Genomic DNA, 18,988 nt, shown 5'->3' on the forward strand with positions numbered 1-18,988 from the left:
AATCAGAGAACCTTGGCCAGGAACTCCGCCGTGCGCGGATGCTCCGGCGCGTTGAACACCTTGTCGGGCGTGCCGGTTTCCAGGATGCGGCCGCGCTCCATGAAGACGATGTTGTCGGCCACCTCGCGGGCAAAGCCGATCTCGTGCGTCACGATGACCAGCGTGGTGCCCGAGCGCGCCAGCTCCTTGATGACGGCCAGCACCTCGCCCACCAGTTCGGGGTCGAGCGCCGAGGTGGGCTCGTCGAACAGCAGCACCTTGGGTTTGAGCGCCAGCGCCCGCGCGATGGCCACGCGCTGCTGCTGACCGCCGGACAGCTGGCGCGGATAGGCGTGCGTCTTGTCGCCCAACCCGACGCGCACCAGCAGCTCGGAGGCCAGTGCCTCGGCCTCGGCCCGCGAGAGGCCGCGCACCGACACCGGCGCCTCGACGATGTTCTCCAGCACCGTGAGATGCGGGAACAGGTTGAAGCTCTGGAACACCATGCCCACGTCGACGCGGCGCTTGAGAATCTCTTTCTCGTGCAGCTCGTAGAGCGTGTCCGCGTCGCGGCGGTAGCCGATGAGTTCGCCGTCGATGGCGATGAAGCCGTCGTCCACGCGCTCCAGGTGGTTGATGGCGCGCAGCAGCGTCGACTTGCCCGAGCCCGATTGCCCGAGGATCACCGTCACGCTGCCCTTGCCCACGGTGAGCGTCACGTCGTCGAGCACCTTGAGCGCGCCGAAGCTCTTGGAAACGCCGTGGATCGTCACCTCGCCGCCCCGCGTGAGCGGGTCGGTCCAGCGTGGCACCTGCGCCGCGGCCTTTGCTGGAGGCGCTTCGGCCTCGGGAGCCGCCTGCGGTGCCTTCGTGCGCCGCAGCCCGCGCAGCACTCCGCCCAGCCAGGAAGCCGGCGGATTTCGCAGCGCGCCACGCGCGAAATGCCGCTCGATGTAGTGCTGCGCCACCGACAGCACCGTGAGGATGATGAGGTACCACACCGTCGCCACCATCAGCAGCGGAATCACTTCCAGGTTGCGCCGGTAGATGATCTGGATCGTGTAGAACAGCTCGGGCAGCGCCAGGATGTAGAGGTTCGACGTGCCCTTGGCCAGCCCGATGATGTCGTTGAAAGCCGTCGGCAGGATGGTGCGCATCGCCTGCGGCAGCACGATGCGAAACGACTGCCGCCGGCGCGACAGCCCCAGCGCCGCCGCCGCCTCCAGCTGCCCCTGCTCCACGGACAGGATGCCGCCCCGAACGATCTCCGACGCAAAGGCCGCCTGGTTCAGCGTGAGGCCAAGCAGCGCCGCCACGAAGGGGCTGATGAGCTGCGTGGTCGGATACGAGAAGAAGGTGACTTCGGTGCCCGGTATGCCCAGCGTCACCGTCTCGTACAGGTAGCCCAGGTTGTTGATGATCAGCAGCAGCACGATCACCGGCACCGAGCGGAAGATCCAGGTGAACACCCACGACAGCCGCGACAGCAGCGGCGAGCGCGACACCCGCGCCAGCGCCAGCGCGGTGCCGAAGAAGAAACCGAAGAGCGCGCCCAGCGCCGTGAGCAGCAGCGTGCGGCCGAGCCCTTGCAGCACCGGTTCGGCGAAGAACCACTCGGCGAAAACGCCCCAGCCCCAGCGCGGGTTGGTGAGTGTCGAATGCAGCACGATGCCGATGACCAGCAGCGCGAAGACGGTGCCGGCGGTGCGCGCCGGGTAGCGGGCCGGCACGACGCGGAAATGCGAGTAGTCGCCGTTGGCCGGCGCTGGCGTCGGGGCTACGGGTGCGACGCGCTGCGGCTGCGGCGCGTGGGCCGATGCGGTGTCTAGAACAGTCGTGTTCATCGCCGCGCCGCCTCTGCTGTTGCCGTGACGCGCGTGTTGGCAATAACCCGTGAGGCGCCCACGTCGAGATGCTTCTCGAACGGCAGCTTGCGCGGCGTCTCCGGATCGTCCGGCGGTTCGAACAACGCGGTGTAGCCGTGGCCCAGGTACAGGCCCACGGCCTCGGGCTGGCGAAAGCCGGTCGTCAGATAGATGCGCTCGTAGCCCTGCCGCAGCACCTGCGCCTCCAGCTCCGCGAGCACCTTGCTCGCCAGGCCCTGGCGGCGCAACGCGCTGTCGGTCCACACGCGCTTCAGCTCGGCGGTGCGCTCGTCGTGACGCATGAATGCGCCGCCGCCAATGGCAACGCCGTCGCGCAGCAGCAGCACGAAGTTGCCACCATGCGATGGCGCAAACAGTTCGGGCGGATAGCGGTCCATCTCGCGCGGGGCACCCGGCTCGCGCAGTACGTCGCCGTAGCGGCTGTCGTACTCGAAGGCCAGGCCTTCGATCAGCGGCTTTGCGCGCGAGTCGAGCGGCGTGGTGTAGAGAAACTGTTCGCTCATCAGGCAGCCTTCCGTACTGCCGGCGTGCCTTGCTGCGCCGCGTAGCGGCTCGCCTTGCGCGGAAGTCCCAGGTGGTCGCGCAGCGTCTGGCCCGGCAGTTCGCGCTGGTAGCGCCCGCGCGCCTCCAGCGCCGGGATCACGAACTCGATGAAGTCGTCCAGCCCCTGCCCCAACACCGGAAAGCCGAGGATGAAACCGTCGGCCGCGCCCTCGTCCACCCAGCGGATGATCTCGTCGGCAATGCGCTCGCCGCTGCCCACGAACTGCGTGCGCGGCGTTGCCACTTCCAGCGCCACTTCGCGCAGGGTCAGGCCCTTGGCTTTCGCGTTGGCCTTGATGCGGTCGGTGGTCGAGCGGAAGCTGTTGCGCCCGATCTCGCCGAGTTCGGGGAACGGCGCGTCCAGCGCGTACTGGCTGAAGTCGTGGTGGTCGAAGAAGCGGCCCAGGTAGGCCAGCGCTTCGTCGATGGTCAGCAGCTCGCGGATCAGCCGGTATTTGGCCTCGGCTTCTTCCTCGGTGGCCGCGACCACCGGGCCGATGCCGGGGTAGATCTTCACGTCGTCGGCCTGCCGGCCTTGCGCCACCGCGCTGGCCTTTACCTGCCGCAGGAAGTTGCGCGTTTCGTCAAGCGAGGGCGAGTGGGTGAACACGGCGTCTGCGTATTTGCCCGCGAGCCCGACGCCCGCGTCCGACGAACCGGCCTGGAAGATCACCGGCTGCCCCTGCGCCGAGCGCTGGATGTTCAGCGGCCCCGCCACTTCGAAGAAGCGGCCCTTGTGGTCCAGCGTGTGCAGCTTCTCGCGGTCGAAGAACTGGCCGGTCTCGCGGTTGCGCACGAAGGCGTCGTCGTCCCAGCTGTCCCACAGACCCTGCGTCACGGCCAGGTATTCGTCCGCGATCTCGTAGCGCTGCGCGTGCTCCGGGTGCGCGCGGCTGTAGTTCCTGGCGCTGCCTTCCAGCGGCGTGGTCACCACGTTCCAGCCCGCGCGGCCGCCGCTGATGAGGTCGAGCGAAGCGAACTGGCGCGCCACGGTGAACGGGTCGCTGTAAGAACTGGAGACGGTGCCCGCGAGGCCGATCTTCGAGGTCACGGCCGCGAGCGCCGAAAGAATCGATATCGGCTCGAAGCGGTTCAGGAAATGCGGGATCGATTTCTCGTTGATGTAGAGCCCATCCGCCACGAAGGCGAAGGCGATGCCCGCCGCCTCCGCCTTCTGCGCGGTGCGCACGAAGAAGCCGAGGTTGACGCTGGCGTCGGCCGGCCCGCCCGGATGCTTCCAGGAGTTCATGTGGCTGCCGGCCCCTTGCAGCATGACGCCGAACTTGATGTTGCTCATGACGATCGCTCTTGTTGTTTGATGGAGGAAAAGGCTCAGGCCGGCACCGTCTCGCGCGCCCTGGCCAGCAGTTCGACTGAAGCGTGGCGGGCCGCGAAATCGGCGACGGGAATGTCGATGACGAACTCCTCGATGCCGAAGCGTTCGCTCAATGCGTCGAGCGCATCGCGCACCTCTTCGCCGGTGCCGGCAATCACATGCGGGCGGCGCTCCTCGGTGCGGTAGTCGCTCACGCCGGCCTGCCGCGCGAACTCCGCAGCGGCCTCGAGGCTGGGCAGGTTGACGTTCTGGCCCGTGGGCAGGTGCACGCGAAAGCTGCGCAGCGCGCCCACCAGTCGGGCGGCCTCCTCGTGCGTCTTGGCCGCAAAGGCGAAGAGCGCGAGCAGCGGCGCACGGCCGGCGCGCTCGCGATAGGCCTCGACCGACTGCGCAAGGTTCACCGGGTCGCCGTTGAAGTGCCCCGCATAGACGAATTCCCAGCCGAGCTGCGCCGCGAGCACCGCGCTCTCGGGGCTGCCGCCGAGCAGCACGCGCTGCGGCAGTTGCGGCGGGTTGGGCGTGGCCACAGCGCCGGCCAGCGCATGGCCGCTTGCCACGCCGTCGTGCAGGAAGGCATCGAGCTCGCTGAGCCGTACGGCAAAGTCTTCGCGCCTGCGGACCGGGTCGTGCAGCCACTGCAGCGCCTTGCTCGTGAGCGGCAGGCCGCCAGGCGCCTTGCCGATACCCAGGTCCACGCGGCCCGGCGCCAGCGAGGCCAGCACGCGGAAGGTTTCTGCCACCTTGAACGGGCTGTAGTGCTGAAGCATGACGCCGCCCGTGCCGATGCGGATGCGCGAGGTCTTCGCGAGCAGGTGCGACGCCAGTACCTCCGGCGCCGAGCCTGCATAGTTCCTGTTGCCGTGATGCTCGGCGAGCCAGTAGCGGCGGTAGCCCAGCCGCTCCGCGCTCTGCGCCAGCGCGATGGTGTGCTGGAACGCCTGGGCGGCATCTGCGCCTTCAGGGATCAGGCTCTTGTCGAGCAGGGACAGCGAGTAGGACACGGTGTGCGGCGGGAGACGCCCTTGAAAGAATTGCTGCGAATTCTCTCGGGCATGGCGCGCACCGTTTGCGCTGAATTTCTATATCGATATCTGCTGGATGCTCGGTAGCCGGCCACCGATGGCAGGCACGGCAAGGCTAGTGAAGCGGGTGCCGGGGCAGACTTATGGTGAAGACGCATCCCGATCCCGGCACGTCGCGCACCGTCAATGTGCCCTGGTCGGCTTCGATGCTCTGCCGGGCGATGGACAGCCCGAGTCCCAGGCCGGCCCTGCTGTCGTCGTTGGGCTTGAAAGGCACGAACATTTTTGCGACGCCGCCGGGCGGCAAGCCTCCGCAGTGGTCCTCCACGTCGATGTGCACATGGTCGCCGAAGGCGTATGCATTCAGCGTCACCAGGGAGTTGTGTCGCGTGAACTTGAAGGCGTTCTGCAGCAGGTTGGCCAGGGCCGCGTGCAGCAGTTCGCGGTTGGCCAGGACCGCCAGCAACGGGTCCACGGCGCGTACTTCGAAGACGGCGCCCTTGGTGCTGGCGTCGAGCCGGGCCGCCAGCTCGACGTCGGCGATGAACGCCGCTACAGGGAAAGTCTGGCGCTGGTCAGAGCCCTCGCCCCGCACTTCCGCGGTGGCCCTGCTGATCAACAGGCCGAGCGTGGAAAGGCTGCGCTTCAGGATCGCGCCGGTAGCGCCGCTGATCTGCATGTTGCCAAGTTCGAGCGCCCGAACGGCGAGCGTGGCGGTGCCAAGCGCGTTGCGCAGTTCGTGAACCAGGAAGCCCAGTCGCTGCTTCTCGCCCGCCGTTCGCTGCACCGCCAGTTGCGCATCGCGCTGAAAGCTGAATTCGGTGACCGCATCCGCAATGGCGTTGTCCAGGCAACGGTTCAGCGTACGAAACTCGCTCACGGCAAAAGGCGCGCTGCGCTCGAATGCCAAGTCGGTGATCGCCTGGCAGAGATCGCCGTAGTCGTGGACCACCTGATCGACCGTGTAGCCGAGGTTCAGCAGCTCCTTGCCGTGCGCCGTGGCGCTCAACCCTATTTCGGACAGCGCGAGCGAGTCTCCGCCGGAGGGGCCCGAAATGGCGATGCTCGCAGCCTCGTTGTCATCGTTCTCCGCCGCAAGTGTTCGCGTGAGCTGGTCCAGGAACATCGGCACTCCGTGCGCCAATTGCTTCTCCGTTGCCGCGCGCTGGGGGCGCTGGGCAACCTTCAGTTTGCACCTGGCGACCAGTTCGTCGCGGTTGCTGAAGAGAAAACGATGCATACATGGCGCTTCAGGTGCTGGTTTGTTTGATACGGGAACGGGCCTTTTCCTGTGCGATGGCCAGGCTTCCCTTTGCGGTGATGACCCGCACCAGCATGGCGTGCAGCCCGATGCCGGTTTTGTCGGACCGCATCTGGTGCGAGGCCTCGATGAACCCCTCGTCCAGGAGCCGCTTTGCCCCGGCAAAGTCGGCCTGCAGCGTCAGGATTCGCGGCGGCAGCATGCGGTCGAGGCGCATCAACAGTTGAATGTCCATGAATGCTCTCCGAGGTGATAACCACGGCGGTGCCGCAGGGTGCTTGGTTCAGCATGTTCGCAAGGGCGCGGATTGTCTGTGCGCCTGCGTACATACGCATCGGTATTCGCAGTTCCGGCGAGCTGCGCCCGGCCTCAGGCCTGAGGAGCCTTCGCGTCCGGCGTGGCGGCAAACCACCGGAAGATGTTGCAGCGCTTGTTGCCGAGCCGCACGAACAGATAGCCGGACTCCGGGTTGCCCAGCGCATCCACCGGAATTCCGGCGGAACGCAGCGCCGCCATCTCCTCATCCGAACCGATGCCGAAAGGCAGCCTGAGCGTCACCGTGGCGGTGTGCATGAATCGCTTGGCCATGTCGGCGGCTCAGTGCTTCCCGGTCAAGGCGGCCTGCCCCTTCAGGGTCACGCGCATCACCGTGGCCTGGCCTGAATAGACGGTTCGTCCGCGCTGGTGCAGCACGGGTGGCAGTTCGGCTTCGATCAGGCCCGCATCGCGCAGCACCCCGCACTTCAGGATCTCATCCTGGTCGTCGATCTTCAGGGGAAGTTGCGCGCAGCACAGGCGGCCGAGCAGTTGCATGGGCATTTCAATCTCCCGGTATTCCCAAGGGGCTCATCGAGTGCATGTCGATGTCCTCCTGGATTGGGTGGCGGGCTTCCACGCTAGCTGGAAAGAAGCACTGGCACCGTTCGCCAGCGCACCGACAGGCCCCGAAAATGAATAATCGGTGCTTTGTGCGCCACTGCACAGACACGCAGGGTCGCGCCGCAGAATCATGTGAACTTTGGAAGGCCACTCCAGTCATGGCATTGCTCCCGCGTTCGTCCTCGCCGCCTGCCGCCACCACGCGAAATGGCCTGCTGGAAGTCATCCCACCCGACGTGATGGCCCGGATGAAGCCTTTCCTGGAACTGGTGCAGCTGAGCCTGGGAGAGGTGCTCTACGAGTCGGGCGCAGTTCAGCAGCACGTGTTCTTTCCGATCGACTGCATCGTCTCGCTGCTGTATGTGCTGGAAAACGGGCAGTCCGCAGAAATCGCCGTCGTGGGCTTCGAGGGCATGGTGGGCGTGTCGCTGCTGATGGGCGGGGGCAGCACGCCCAACCGCGCGGTGGTGCAAAGCGCCGGCCGCGCCTTTCGCCTGGGCGCAACCCACATCAAGGAACTGACCGACAAGGGCGGCCCGCTGCTGCACCTGCTGCTGCGCTACACCCAGTCGCTCATCACGCAGATGTCGCAGACTGCGGTGTGCAACCGGCACCACTCGCTGGAGCAGCAACTGTGCCGCTGGCTGCTGCTGAGCCTGGACCGCCTGCCCGGCAACGAGCTGGTGATGACGCAGGAGCTCATCGCCAACATGCTCGGCGTGCGGCGCGAAGGGGTGACGGAGGCGGCGGGCAAGCTGCAGCGCCTGAACCTGATCAAGTACGCGCGCGGCCACATCACGGTGCTCGACCGCAGCGGGCTGGAGCGGCAGGTGTGCGAATGCTACGAAGTGGTCAAGCGCGAAACGGACCGGCTGCTGCCGCAACTGCCGGCCACCTGAGCCTGTGTGCGCGCGTGGGTGCGGCGGCGCACAGAGAGCGGTGCATCGGCAGGCAAGAATGCATCGGCCGTCGCTTTGCAGCGCGTGCGCTCCTGGCTCTTTCCTCTTATCGACAGGCAGTTTCGTGACTTCTGATCCGTCGACCCCTGTGCTCAACCGGCTGCTCCAGGCCTTGCCGCCTTCGGACCGCGCGCGGCTGCTCGCGCGCTGCGACCACGTGCAGCTGGTGGCTGCGCAAGTGCTGTACGAGCCGGGTGACGCCATCCGGCACGTCCACTTCCCTACCACCGCCTTCGTGTCGCTGGTGTCCACGGCGGACGGCCACGACGGCCTGCAGACCGGCATGGTGGGCAATGAGGGTGTGCTGGGCTACGAACTGTCGCTGAACGCGCAGCGCGCACCGCTGCGCACCCTGGTGCAGGGAGACGGCCTGGCATGGCGGCTCTCGGCGAAGTCGTTCGAGCAGGAATTGGCGGGCAACACACCGCTCAAGCGCGTGCTCCATCGCTACGTGTGCGTGCTGCTGGCCGAATTCGGCCGCTCGGGGCTGTGCCATCAGTTCCACCAGATCGAGGAGCGCCTGGCGCGATGGCTGCTCACCACGCAAGACTGTGCGCATTCGGCGCACCTGGCGCTCACGCACGAGGTGCTGGGGCGCATGCTGGGCGTGCGGCGGGTCGGCATCACCAACGCGGCGACGGCGCTGCACACGCGCAGCCTCATCGACTACCGCCGCGGCGTCATCACCATCACCGACCGCCAGGGGCTGGAGAACGCAGCCTGCGACTGCTACCGCGCCAACCGGCGCAGCTATTCGGACCTGATCGCCTCAGGCTAGCCGACGACCAGTCAATCTACTGCGGCTCATCGTCCATAAGCGGTTGCGACTCTCTAGTCAGCGTCTTGGCCAGCAGCCGCAAGGTGCTCGCACAGGCTTCGGTGGCCTCGGAAAGAACGGCCCCGCGTCGGTAGGCCAGCCCCAGGTCCATCGAGGGCACCGCGCTCGACACCACCGTCCTGCGAATTCGCCCACCATCGTGAGACCAGGGGCGAAACACCAGATCGGACAGGATGGTCACCCCCACGTTCTGCGCGACGAGGCTGCGCACGGCCTCGATCGATTTGGTGCGGAACACGACCTTGGGCTTGAGCTTCATCGCGCCCCAGTAGCGGCCCACGGTATCCACGTGCTCGTCCATGTCCAGCAGCACGAAGGGCAGCTGCGCGATCTCACGCAACGGCACCGACTTCTGCGCCACCAGCGGATGGTCGAACGACGTCCACAGGCGGCGCTGCGACTTCAGCAGGTTCTCGCGCCGGATGTCCGACGCGCGAGAGAGGTTCGACACCAGCACCACGGCCAGGTCGAACTCGCCGCTGCGCAGGCCGTCCTCGATCTCGAGCCGGTTGCGCTCCACGGGCTCGAACTCGACCAGCGGCAGTTGCCTGCGCATCGCGCCGATGATCTTCGGCAGCATGTATTCGGACACGGTGTCGGTGATGGCGATCTGCACTCGCCCCTCGACCGAAGACACCGAATTTCGCGTTTCCTCCACCGCTGCCTCGAGTGTGTGCAGCATGTGCTCCGCGTGCCGAAGAAAACCCTCGCCCTGCACCGTGAGCCGCAGCCCGTCGGAGTGCCGCGTGAAGAGCTGCACCTTCAGCGTCGACTCCAGGTTCTTGAGCGAAGTGGTCAACGAGGGCTGGCTCACATAGCAGCGCTGGGCCGCGCGGGACACCTGCCCGGTGTGCGCGGCAGCCGCGAAGTGTTGCAGCTGCTTGATGGTTATCGACATAGATACGTCCTATATCGCTCTATCGAAAATAGAGATTATGAATTGTCGACGGCAATTCCTAACATCCGGGCAGCACGCCATGTCATGCGTGTGACGAGGACGCTCACAGTTCCAGCAGCAGTAGCAGGAGAAACCCATGCCATCGACATCACAGACTTCCGCCGGCACCGGCGCCCACGCTCGTATCCCCCAAGACGTTCCGGCCGATCCCGGGCTGTTGAGCCGCCTGGGCCTGCGCTTCACTGCCTGGGCCGAGCGCTGGTTTCCCGACGCCTTCGTGTTCGCGGCCATCGCCGTGGTGGTGGTCGCGGGCGCCGCGCTCCTGAACGGGTCCAGCCCGCAGGCGGTGGCCAAGTCCTTCGGCGACGGTTTCTGGAGCCTCATTGTTTTCACGATGCAAATGGCGCTGGTGGCCATCGGCGGCTACGTGGTGGCGACCTCGCCGCCGGCCGCACGGCTCATCCGCAAGCTGGCCGCGCTACCGGTGTCGGGGCGCCAGGCCATCGCGTACGTGGCGGCGATCAGCATGATCCTGTCGCTCTTCAACTGGGGCATTTCGCTGATCTTCAGTGCGCTCTACGTGCGTGCGCTGGCCGGCCGCCTCGACCTGCGCATGGACTACCGTGCCGGCGGCGCTGCCGCCTACCTTGGCATGGGCGCGACCTGGGCGTTGGGTCTCAGTTCCTCGGCGGCGCAGTTGCAGGCCAACGCCAGCAGTCTGCCCAAGAGCATTCTCGACATCACCGGCGTGATTCCGTTCAGCCAGACCATCTTCCTGTGGCAGTCGGTCGTCATGGCGCTGGTGTTGATCGTCGTGTCGGTGGCCATCGCGCTGTGGTCGGCGCCCGACGCGAAGAACGCGGTCACGGCGCAGGACCTGGGCGTGGACCTCTCGGAAGCCAAGCCGGCCTCCACTGAGTCCGCCCCGCGCCGCCCCGGCGAATGGTTCGAACGCAGCCCGTTGCTCACGCTGCTCCTGAGCGCGCTGGGCTTCGGCTGGCTGGCGCAGGAGTTCATGGCCAAGAGCCCGCTGATCGCGATCTCGGGCCTCAACACCTACAACCTGCTGTTCCTCATGATCGGGCTGCTGCTGCACTGGCGCCCACGCAGCTTTCTCGACGCGGTGTCGCGTTCGGTGCCGTCCACGGCGGGCGTGATCATCCAGTTCCCGCTGTACGGCGCCATCGCGGCCATGCTGACCGGCGCCAAGGGCGACGCAGGCATCACGCTGTCGGACCGCATCGCGCACCTGTTCGTGAGCATCTCCAACGTCGACAGTTTCGCCGTGGTGATGGGCGCGTATTCGGCCGTGCTGGGCTTCTTCATTCCCTCGGGCGGCGGCAAGTGGATCATCGAGGCGCCCTACGTCATGCAGGCGGCCAATGACCTGAAGGTACACCTGGGCTGGGCCGTGCAGGTCTACAACGCGGCCGAGGCGTTGCCCAACCTTATCAACCCGTTCTGGATGCTGCCGCTGCTCGGCGTGCTGTCGCTGAAGGCACGCGACATCGTGGGCTTCACCTTTCTGCAACTGCTGGTGCACGCGCCGCTGGTGCTCTTCATGCTGTGGGTCTTCGGCCGCACGCTGAGCTATGTCGCTCCGGTGATTCCTTGAATGCATTGAGTCAGGCAGGCTCCGGATGCAAGTGACGACGACGACGGCAACCCAAACCAGGCAGGGCTACTGCACGCTCTGCCGCTCGCGCTGCGGCACGCTCAACGAGGTGCGCGACGACATGCTGGTGTCGGTACGACCGGACCCCTCGCACCCTACCGGCCAGGCGATGTGCATGAAGGGCAAGGCCGCGCCCGAGCTTGTGCACAGCCCGCACCGCCTGCGCTACCCGATGCGCCGCACCAGGCCCAAGACCGAAGCGGATCCGGGCTGGGTGCGCATCGGCTGGGACGAGGCGCTGGCCGAGACCGCGCAGCGCCTGGGCGCCATCAAGGCCGAGAGCGGCGCCGAGTCTGTGGTGTTCGCCGTGACCACGCCCAGCGGCACGCCGCTGACGGACAGCATCGACTGGATCGAGCGCTTCGTGCGCCTCTTCGGCAGCCCCAACATCTGCTACGCGACCGAAGTCTGCAACTGGCACAAGGACTTCGCGCACGCCTTCACCTTCGGCTGCGGCATGCCCGCGGCCGACTATGCGCAGGCCGAACTGATCGTGCTCTGGGGCCACAACCCCGCGAACACCTGGCTGGCACAGGCCAATGCCATCGGCCGGGGCCGCGCGAACGGGGCGAAGATGGTGGTGATCGATCCGCGCCCCACCGCGCTCGCGCGGCAGGCCGACAGCTGGCTGCCCGTGCGGCCCGGCACCGATGCGGCACTGGCGCTGGGGCTGATCCACCTGCTGATCGCGGACGCGCGCTTCGACGAAGACTTCGTGCGCGCCTGGACCAATGCCCCCTTGCTGGTGCGCGGCGACAACGGACACTTCCTGCGCGAGCAGGACCTGTGGCCCGATGCCGAGGGCAACCGCTTCGTGGCGTGGAACGACGCGCTGGACTGCGCGGTGCCCTACGACACGGCACAGGCGGCGCAAGCCCAGGACGCAGACCACTTCCGCCTGCGCGGCGCGGTCGAGATCGAAGTGGGCACACGTCGCCTGTCGTGCGCTCCGGCTTTCGAGCTGCTGGCCCAGGGCTGCGCCGCCTACACGCCACGGGATGTCGAACGCATCACCGGCGTTGCTGAAGCCTCGCTGCGCGCGGTCGCAGACCTGTTCGGCACCTGCCGCCGCGTGGCCTATCACGCCTGGACCGGCATCGGCCAGCACACCAACGCCACACAAGCCGAACGCGCGGTCGCCACGCTGTATGCGCTGTGCGGCAGCTTCGACCGCATCGGGGCGAACCGCGTTCGCGTCGGTCCGGGCGTCAACGCCGTCAACTCGCTCTCACTGCTGCCCGACGCGCAGCGCGCCAAGGCGCTCGGCCTGGCGGAGCGCCCGATCGGTCCCCCCGCGCATGGCTGGGTGACGGCACGCGACACCTACCGCGCGATTCTCGAAGGCGAGCCTTACAAGGTGCGCGCGATGATGGCCTTCGGCACCAACCTGCCCGTGTCCCAGGCAGACACCGCGCTCGCGCACCGGGCGCTGTCGCAGCTCGAATTCCACGTGCACTGCGACTTGTTCGAGACACCCGCCGCCCGGTACGCCGACATCCTGCTGCCGGTCAATACGCCATGGGAGCGCGAAGGCCTGCGCATCGGCTTCGAGATCGACGACCGCGCAGCCGGCTGGGTGCAGTTGCGCCAGCGCATGGTTGCGCCGCGCGGCGAATCGCGCTCAGACAACGATGTGGTCTTCGAACTGGCCACCCGCCTTGGCATGGGTGACGGCTTCTTTGGCGGCAGCCTCGACGCCGGCTGGAACCACATGCTCGAGCCGCTCGGCCTCACGGTCGACCAGCTGCGCGCCCGACCCGAAGGCATTGCCTGCGCCATCGACGCGAGCGAGCAGAAATACGCCCGCGCCACGCCCACCGGCGTGCGCGGCTTCGACACCCCGACGCGCCGCGTCGAGCTCTATTCCGAAACCCTGCTGCGCCACGGCCAGCCGCCGGTCGCAACCTTCGTCGAACCGGCCGACACGCCGCGCGACGCCAAGGCCACGCGCCAGGGCGGCTTCCCCTATGTGCTGAGCTCGGCCAAGAACGGCTTCTATTGCCACAGCCAGCACCGCAGCCTGCCTTCGCTGCGCAAGCGCGCGCCCGATCCGGTGGCCGAGTTGAGCCCCGCGCTGGCGGCTGCAAAAGGCATCGTGGACGGCGACTGGATGCGCATCCGCACTCGCGTGGGCGAGGCCCGCTTCGTCGCACGCGTCACGCCCCGACTGGCGGACGACGTCATCGTGGCCGAATTCGGCTGGTGGCAGGGCTGCCCCGAGCTCGACCGCGACGGCCTGCCGGCTGAAGGAGCGCTGAGCAGCAACTTCAACGCGCTGATATCCGCCGACAGCTGCGACCCGGTGAGCGGCTCGGTGCCGCATCGCTCCTTTCTCTGCGACATCGAACGCGACCCGGCTACCGAGACGCGGCAGCGCAAGTGGCCCGGCTACCGTCCCTTCCGCATCAGCGAGCTGCGGCGCGAGGCCGACGGTGTGCTGGGCATCCACTTCGAGCCGGTCGATGGCGGCGAGCTGCCCGACTACCGCCCCGGGCAGCACGTCGAAATGCAGTTGCATCTGGACGACGGCACGCAAGTCGCACGCGCCTATTCGCTCACGGGCGCGGCAGAGGTGACTGGCCGGCGCGGCTACAGCGTGGCCGTTCGCCACCAGCGCGGCTGCTCGGCCGACGGAACGCCGCACGAGGGGCGCGTGTCGAGCCATCTGCATCGCGCGCTGAAGGTCGGCGACACCCTTGCGCTGCGTGCGCCGTCAGGCGGCTTCGTGCTGCCGCGCCACTCGCCGCAACCGCTGGTTTTCTTCGCGGGCGGCATCGGCATCACGCCCTTCATCAGCCTGCTCGAATCGTTGCCCGACGGCGCGCAGGGGCCGGCCATCTGGCTTTATTACGCCAACCAGAACGGCACGACCCACGCCTTTCGCGAGCGTATTGCGCGGCACCGCGCACGGCTGCCGCAGTTGCGGGTCGTCGACCACTACAACGCACCACTGCCGCAGGAGCGCCAGGGCATCGACTACCAGTCGGACCGCTACATCGACGCGAGCGTGGTGGACGATGCGCTGATCGCACAGCGCGCCCGCTTCTACATGTGCGGCCCGCCCGCCATGATGGACGCCGTGACCGCCGGACTGGTGGCGCGGGGCGTTCCGCGCTTCGACATCTTCAGCGAGATATTCCGCTCGCCCGCCGCGCCGCCCACCGACGGCGACCAGCGCTTCACCGTCAGCTTCGCGCGCTCGGGCCACGCCCCCGGGACCTGGACGCCCAGGCAGGGCACGCTGCTGACCTTGGGCGAATCGCTCGGCCTTCAGATGGCCAGCGGCTGCCGCGTGGGCCAATGCGAGAGCTGTGCCGTGCGCCTGCTGGCCGGCAAGGTCCGCCACCTGCACGGCAGCGAGCCTGAAGACCCGGCCATGTGCCTGACCTGCCAGGCCGTCCCCCTTGAAGACGTAGTGCTTGATGCATGACTGCCGGCACTTCCATCCACTCGATTCCATCCGCAACCTCATGAAAATCATCGATACGGAAAGCACCCGCCGTGCCCTGCCCTTCGACCGCCTGATCTCGGCACTTCGGGAGATGTTCGTCGCTGGCTGCGAGGTGCCTTTGCGGCACACGCATTCGCTCCAGGCCGAGGCGGACGACCCGCCCCGCACCGTGCTGGTCATGCCGGCGTGGCAGCACGACCGCTACCTGGGCATCAAGACCGTGACCATCTTCCCGGACAACGCGCAGCGCGGCCTGCCCGGGTTGTTCTCGACCTATGTGCTTTACGACGCAAGCACGGGCGAGCCGCTGGCGCAGATCGACGGCAACGAGATCACTTCGCGGCGCACCGCTGCCGCATCGGCGCTGGCCGCTTCTTATCTCGCACCCGCCGATGCGCGCAGCCTGCTGGTCGTGGGCTGCGGGCGTGTCGGCAGTCTCATTCCCGCCGCCTATCGGGTCGTGCGCCCCATCGAACGCGTAGTGGTGTGGGACCGCGACGAACATACGGCGAAGGCTCTCGCTGCGCGGCTGTGCGCGCAGGACATCGAGGCGACCGTCGCACCTGACCTGGCCAAGGCGGTGAACGAAGCCGACGTCGTGAGCTGTGCCACGCTCGCCACGCAGCCGCTGGTGCAGGGCGCGTGGCTGCGGCCGCGCAGCCACCTCGACCTGATCGGCAGCTTCACGCCTCAAATGCGTGAAGCCGACGATGCCTGCTTTGCCGGTGCACGCCTCTTTGTCGATACGCAGGAAGCGTTGCAGAAGAGCGGCGAACTGCGCGGGCCCATGTCGCGCGGCATATTCGCGGCCGCAGATGTGGCGGGGGAACTGGCCGATCTTGCCGCGGGCAGGATTCAGGGGCGAGCCGAGCGTGACGGGCGGACCGTCTTCAAGGCTGTAGGTACCGCGCTGGAAGACTTGGCTGCCGCAGTGTTGATCTACGAAGCTTCCGATTCGAACTGAGGCGCCTGGCGTCGCATCGCTCCAGGGCCTGTTCAGCCTTGGGTGCTGCGCATGTCGTGCTCGCGCAGCATCACGGGCTCCATGGAGCCCTGGGCCAGCCGTCGGCGCACGGCCGCCTCGATCTCCGGCACATGCTGCCCGAAGGTTTCAAGCGAATCGGCGCCCTCCGCGGTGCGGAAGTGGTAGCGCAGCGCCTCCCTCCCGATGCTCGCGCTGACGGCGTTGCCGCCGTCCACCGCCACCCAGAAGCGGACGGTGCCGGAGGCGTCATGGAAGTAGGGAGCATCGGACATCTTGGAGATCTTTCTGGGAAGCAGTCATGGCGCACGGGCCTCAGGAGCAAGCCGGGGCGTGGCGCACTGTGGCAGATCCCCGGCCTCGCGTCTGTGCGGTAGCGCTCCGAGGTGCCGGTTTCTGCCTGCCCTGCGGCGGCCTTCAGCTGAAGATCTTGTAGAACGCCGAGGGCCGCTTGCCCCACCAAGGCTTCTCCCCTGCCGCGGCAAGAGGTTGCGGCAGCGGCTCACCCAGGCCTGCGATCGCTTGCACAACGTCTTTGTGCAACTGCTGCTGCCGCGCGCTTTCTGTGCGCAGCGCCCGGTGCAGCAAGTCGAGGTCCGATGCGCAATCCAGCACGACATGCTGGAGCCTGAAAGCACTCTCGGCGGAAGCGTCTGCCGCCCCCGCGCGCACGCTCGAACGCAACCGCGCGGTCAGTGCCTGCAGCAGGTCGGTGTAGTGCGGAAGGTCGTCGTCATGCCTCTCGCCGGACGGCAAGTGATGGATGGGCGAGACGGTCGGAACGGAAACAAGGCGGGAAAAGGCGGAGCGCACGGGGTAGGTCATGGGAGTACAGGAGGAAGCCAACTGCTCGGAGATGACTTCCGGTTGTAGGCCCCCATAGGCCGCGCGTCTGTACGGTGCGCCACCGACCCTGCCAACTCCTGGCCGGCCTATGGGCGATGGGCCGGCCGGCAGTGATCAGGCCTTGCCGTGCTGGTTGGGGTTGCTCTTCTGCTGTTCGGGCTTGTGCTGCGGCTGCCCTTGCTGGTTCTGCTTGCCCGGCTGGGCTTGGTCCTGCTGCTTTTGCGGCTGCTGGGCGGGCTTCTTGTCTGTTTGGTTGGACATGGCGATTTCCTGTGGCGCAGACGATGTTGACTGCCCATGCATTCAGCGCCGCGAGAGGTCCACGCCTGTAGGCGCTTGCCGGCCATCAGGGTAGGCAAGCGGGAAGAACTCACCACGAATGCGGCAAAAGCGCCAGCACCGCAGCCGCCTGCAGCCGGCGCATTGCGCGCACAGGCAGGTAGCCGTGCGGAGCGCGTCGCGCCAGGGCACGCGGCGAACTCGCGGGAATGCACCAGGCCTTGACCGTCAGGTCGAGAACACGCCGCGCCTGGGCGGCCGGGGAAACATAGTGGGTGCGCAATTGCATGGTGCAGAGAATCGAATGAGAGCCTGGGCTCGATTCTGCAAAGCGCACCGGCTTTTGCCAAAGACGGATTCCAAGTTTCCTGATGCGGTCCTCGATTCGAGACGATACGCGACGAGACGACCCGGGCTCAGGCGAAATCGGTCGACGGCTTTTCCCAGAGGTTCACACCGCCCTCCACCGCGTACTTGTCGATCTCGGCCAGTTCCTCGGCACTCAGCGGCGCATGCGCGAGCGCCGCCACGTTGTCGACGATCTGCTCGGGCCGGCTCGCGCCGATCAGCGCCGAGCTGACACGCGGGTCGCGCAGGGTCCATGTCAATGCGAGCTGGGCCAGGCTCTGGCCGCGGCGCCTGGCGATCTCATTGAGCGCGCGGGCACGCTCGACGTTGGCCTGCGACAGATGCTCCTGCTTGAGCGAGCCGCCGCCGGGGCGGTTGATGCGCGCGTCGTCCGGAACGCCGTTGAGGTACTTGTCGGTCAGCAGGCCCTGTGCCAGCGGCGTGAATGCAATGACGCCCGCGCCCAGTTCTTCGGTGGCGTTCAGCAGGTCTTTCTCGATCCAGCGGTTGAACAGGTTGTAGGCCGGTTGATGGATCAGCAGCGGCACCTTCCATTCGCGCAGCAGCGCCGCGATCTCACGCGTCTTGCCCGCGGAGTACGAAGAAATGCCGATGTACAGCGCCTTGCCCTGCTGCACGGCCTGGGCCAGCGCGGAGGCGGTTTCCTCCAGCGGGGTGTCGGGGTCGAAGCGGTGCGAATAGAAGATGTCGACGTAGTCCAGCCCGAGGCGCTGCAGGCTCTGGTCGAGGCTGGCGAGCACGTATTTGCGCGATCCGCCGCCCTTGCCGTAGGGGCCGGGCCACATGTCCCAGCCGGCCTTGCTCGAGATGATGAGTTCGTCGCGGTAGTGCTTGAAGTCTTCGCGCAGGATGCGGCCGAAGTTGGTCTCCGCGCTGCCGTACGGCGGGCCGTAGTTGTTGGCCAGGTCGAAGTGGTTGATGCCCAGGTCGAAGGCGGTGCGCAGCAACTGGCGCTGCGTGGCGATGGAGGTGGTGTCTCCGAAGTTGTGCCAGAGACCGAGCGAGATGGCGGGCAGCACGAGCCCGCTGCGGCCGACGCGGCGGTAAGGAAGCGCGTCGTAGCGACGAGAAGCGGCGAGGTAGGTCATGGGGATTTCCATGCGATGAATGAACAATGAAAGGAGGCACGCCAAGGCGCACTGCGCAACCATACTGCGGCGCGCGCCACTGCGCGAGCGCGAAGGCGCGCTCCGCAAATGCAAAGGAGGTGACCGTATCAACGGGGGGGCCGGACACAAAGAAGGAAAGCGTGGATCGATATGCGGTCATGAAGCAACTGCCCGGTGCGGCGCCGCGAAGGCGCAGAATGCGGCCCCTTCCGGACTCGTTCAGCCGCATCAGATGCACAACATCACCTTCTCCACCCCCTCGCCCGAGGAGTTGCGCTCCGGTGAACTCGGCCTCAAGCTGCGCCATTTCAACTACGGGTTCGTCGGCGAGTATCCGCCTGAGCAGTACGTGCGCATCAACGCGCGTGACGAGTCCGGCCGGCTGGTCGGCGGCCTGCGCGCCTCGTTGTTTCTGTATTGGCTCGACATCGAGGTGCTGTTCGTCGAGGAAGACATGCGCGGCACCGGCCTGGGCAGCCGGCTGCTCGCCGACGCCGAGCGCCGAGGCATTGCGCTGGGCGCGAAGAACGCGAAGCTGAGCACCTTCGAGTGGCAGGCGCGCGGTTTCTACCTGAAGCACGGCTACGAGGACTACGCCCGCATCGACGACTACGCGCCGGGCTACTACCTGCAGTTCATGCGCAAGCCGCTGGTGGCTGCGGCCGGCTGAGCCTGC

Annotated in this window: 20 protein-coding genes; 6 read left to right on the forward strand and 14 right to left on the reverse strand. The window is 67.1% G+C overall.

Going from position 1 to position 18,988, the window contains the following annotated elements; genetic code table 11:
- Positions 1-2 precede the first annotated feature (2 nt).
- The 8 genes from ACWV14_RS17395 to ACWV14_RS17430 form a co-directional block, all read right to left on the reverse strand.
- Positions 3-1,823 carry an amino acid ABC transporter permease/ATP-binding protein gene (locus tag ACWV14_RS17395; protein ID WP_454902810.1) on the reverse strand — a complete coding sequence of 607 codons (1,821 nt, stop codon included), beginning with the start codon at positions 1,821-1,823 and terminating at the stop codon, positions 3-5.
- Positions 1,820-2,368 carry a GNAT family N-acetyltransferase gene (locus ACWV14_RS17400; RefSeq protein ID WP_454902811.1) on the reverse strand — a complete coding sequence of 183 codons (549 nt, stop codon included), beginning with the start codon at positions 2,366-2,368 and terminating at the stop codon, positions 1,820-1,822. Before ACWV14_RS17400 ends, ACWV14_RS17395 begins: the two co-directional genes overlap by 4 nt.
- Positions 2,368-3,705 carry an LLM class flavin-dependent oxidoreductase gene (locus ACWV14_RS17405; RefSeq protein WP_454902812.1) on the reverse strand — a complete coding sequence of 446 codons (1,338 nt, stop codon included), beginning with the start codon at positions 3,703-3,705 and terminating at the stop codon, positions 2,368-2,370. The genes ACWV14_RS17400 and ACWV14_RS17405 overlap by 1 nt, the downstream gene beginning before the upstream one ends.
- Before the next feature lie 35 nt (positions 3,706-3,740).
- Positions 3,741-4,745 (reverse strand): LLM class flavin-dependent oxidoreductase, encoded by a 1,005-nt coding sequence (locus tag ACWV14_RS17410; protein ID WP_454902813.1) that lies wholly within the window; start codon positions 4,743-4,745, stop codon positions 3,741-3,743.
- A 136-nt stretch (positions 4,746-4,881) separates the two neighbouring features.
- Positions 4,882-6,006 (reverse strand): sensor histidine kinase, encoded by a 1,125-nt coding sequence (locus ACWV14_RS17415; RefSeq protein WP_454902814.1) that lies wholly within the window; start codon positions 6,004-6,006, stop codon positions 4,882-4,884.
- 10 nt (positions 6,007-6,016) lie between these two features.
- On the reverse strand, positions 6,017-6,262 hold the full coding sequence (locus ACWV14_RS17420; RefSeq protein WP_454902815.1) for a hypothetical protein: 246 nt from the start codon (positions 6,260-6,262) through the stop codon (positions 6,017-6,019).
- Positions 6,263-6,396: 134 nt separating this feature from the next.
- Positions 6,397-6,615, reverse strand: coding sequence for a hypothetical protein (locus tag ACWV14_RS17425; RefSeq protein ID WP_454902816.1), 219 nt, complete (start codon positions 6,613-6,615; stop codon positions 6,397-6,399).
- A 9-nt stretch (positions 6,616-6,624) separates the two neighbouring features.
- Complete coding sequence (locus ACWV14_RS17430) at positions 6,625-6,840, reverse strand: hypothetical protein (protein ID WP_454902817.1); 216 nt, start codon at positions 6,838-6,840, stop codon at positions 6,625-6,627.
- 224 nt (positions 6,841-7,064) lie between these two features.
- On the opposite strand from ACWV14_RS17430, the gene ACWV14_RS17435 reads away from it, so the two are divergent.
- Together ACWV14_RS17435 and ACWV14_RS17440 are read left to right on the forward strand one after the other, a co-directional pair.
- A complete protein-coding gene (locus tag ACWV14_RS17435) occupies positions 7,065-7,805 on the forward strand; it encodes a Crp/Fnr family transcriptional regulator (RefSeq protein ID WP_454902818.1) in 741 nt (246 codons plus the stop codon).
- 124 nt (positions 7,806-7,929) lie between these two features.
- Entirely contained in the window at positions 7,930-8,643 is a 714-nt protein-coding gene (locus ACWV14_RS17440) for a Crp/Fnr family transcriptional regulator (protein ID WP_422086771.1), read from the forward strand.
- Positions 8,644-8,659: 16 nt separating this feature from the next.
- Here the strand turns inward: ACWV14_RS17440 and ACWV14_RS17445 are convergent, their stop codons facing one another.
- Complete coding sequence (locus ACWV14_RS17445; protein WP_454902819.1) at positions 8,660-9,601, reverse strand: LysR family transcriptional regulator; 942 nt, start codon at positions 9,599-9,601, stop codon at positions 8,660-8,662.
- Positions 9,602-9,737: 136 nt separating this feature from the next.
- On the opposite strand from ACWV14_RS17445, the gene ACWV14_RS17450 reads away from it, so the two are divergent.
- Genes ACWV14_RS17450 through ACWV14_RS17460 form a run of 3 tightly spaced genes read left to right on the forward strand, consistent with a single transcriptional unit; the run spans position 9,738 to position 15,691 of the window.
- Entirely contained in the window at positions 9,738-11,216 is a 1,479-nt protein-coding gene (locus tag ACWV14_RS17450; RefSeq protein WP_454902820.1) for a short-chain fatty acid transporter, read from the forward strand.
- Positions 11,217-11,241: 25 nt separating this feature from the next.
- On the forward strand, positions 11,242-14,706 hold the full coding sequence (locus ACWV14_RS17455) for a molybdopterin-dependent oxidoreductase (protein ID WP_454902821.1): 3,465 nt from the start codon (positions 11,242-11,244) through the stop codon (positions 14,704-14,706).
- Positions 14,707-14,746: 40 nt separating this feature from the next.
- On the forward strand, positions 14,747-15,691 hold the full coding sequence (locus tag ACWV14_RS17460; RefSeq protein ID WP_454902822.1) for an ornithine cyclodeaminase family protein: 945 nt from the start codon (positions 14,747-14,749) through the stop codon (positions 15,689-15,691).
- Between the two features lie 32 nt (positions 15,692-15,723).
- Here ACWV14_RS17460 and ACWV14_RS17465 read toward each other — a convergent pair whose 3' ends face one another.
- From ACWV14_RS17465 to mgrA, 5 genes are all read right to left on the reverse strand, one after another.
- Positions 15,724-15,984 carry a DUF1488 family protein gene (locus ACWV14_RS17465; protein WP_454902823.1) on the reverse strand — a complete coding sequence of 87 codons (261 nt, stop codon included), beginning with the start codon at positions 15,982-15,984 and terminating at the stop codon, positions 15,724-15,726.
- 142 nt (positions 15,985-16,126) lie between these two features.
- Positions 16,127-16,534: a hypothetical protein gene (locus ACWV14_RS17470; protein ID WP_454902824.1), complete on the reverse strand. Its 408-nt coding sequence runs from the start codon at positions 16,532-16,534 to the stop codon at positions 16,127-16,129.
- A gap of 135 nt (positions 16,535-16,669) precedes the next feature.
- The gene (locus ACWV14_RS17475) at positions 16,670-16,816 is read right to left on the reverse strand and encodes a hypothetical protein (protein WP_454902825.1); all 147 of its coding nucleotides are present in this window, start codon (positions 16,814-16,816) and stop codon (positions 16,670-16,672) included.
- Positions 16,817-16,925: 109 nt separating this feature from the next.
- On the reverse strand, positions 16,926-17,123 hold the full coding sequence (locus ACWV14_RS17480) for a hypothetical protein (protein WP_454902826.1): 198 nt from the start codon (positions 17,121-17,123) through the stop codon (positions 16,926-16,928).
- 127 nt (positions 17,124-17,250) lie between these two features.
- Positions 17,251-18,291: an L-glyceraldehyde 3-phosphate reductase gene (gene mgrA, locus ACWV14_RS17485; RefSeq protein WP_454902827.1), complete on the reverse strand. Its 1,041-nt coding sequence runs from the start codon at positions 18,289-18,291 to the stop codon at positions 17,251-17,253.
- A gap of 253 nt (positions 18,292-18,544) precedes the next feature.
- Here mgrA and ACWV14_RS17490 point away from each other — a divergent pair, with 253 nt between their 5' ends.
- Positions 18,545-18,982, forward strand: a complete 438-nt coding sequence (locus ACWV14_RS17490; protein ID WP_454902828.1) for a GNAT family N-acetyltransferase — start codon at positions 18,545-18,547, stop codon at positions 18,980-18,982.
- Positions 18,983-18,988: the final 6 nt, after the last annotated feature.

It is taken from the genome of Variovorax durovernensis (assembly GCF_977011995.1).